Source organism: Vibrio glycogenivorans (assembly GCF_051660965.1).
In the GTDB taxonomy this organism is placed as follows: Bacteria; Pseudomonadota; Gammaproteobacteria; order Enterobacterales; family Vibrionaceae; genus Vibrio.
In genome coordinates this window covers 1-593 of record NZ_JBPVIS010000042.1, presented here as the reverse complement: position 1 = coordinate 593, position 593 = coordinate 1, and the positions used below count along the sequence as shown (strand labels likewise).

1 rRNA gene is annotated in these 593 nt (G+C 50.9%); it reads right to left on the bottom strand.

Features of this window, described 5'->3' with window-relative positions:
• A 23S ribosomal RNA gene (locus ACSTTG_RS24210) occupies positions 1-593 on the bottom strand; the annotation flags it as partial.

Genomic DNA, 593 nt, shown 5'->3' with positions numbered 1-593 from the left:
CTTGGTATTCTCTACCCGACCACCTGTGTCGGTTTGGGGTACGATTCCTTACAATCTGAAGCTTAGAGGCTTTTCCTGGAAGCATGGCATCAATGACTTCACATCCGTAGATGCTCGACGTCGTGTCTCAGCCTTAAAAAGAGCCGGATTTACCTAACTCTTAAGCCTACGCACTTGAACCTGGACAACCGTCGCCAGGCCCACCTAGCCTTCTCCGTCCCCCCATCGCAATTGTAAGAAGTACGGGAATATTAACCCGTTTCCCATCGACTACGCCTTTCGGCCTCGCCTTAGGGGTCGACTTACCCTGCCCCGATTAACGTTGGACAGGAACCCTTGGTCTTCCGGCGAGGAGGTTTTTCACCCCCTTTATCGTTACTCATGTCAGCATTCGCACTTCTGATACCTCCAGCAAACCTTACAGTTCACCTTCAACGGCTTACAGAACGCTCCCCTACCCAATAACTAAAAGTCATTGCCGCAGCTTCGGTGTATAGCTTAGCCCCGTTACATCTTCCGCGCAGGCCGACTCGACTAGTGAGCTATTACGCTTTCTTTAAATGATGGCTGCTTCTAAGCCAACATCCTAGCTG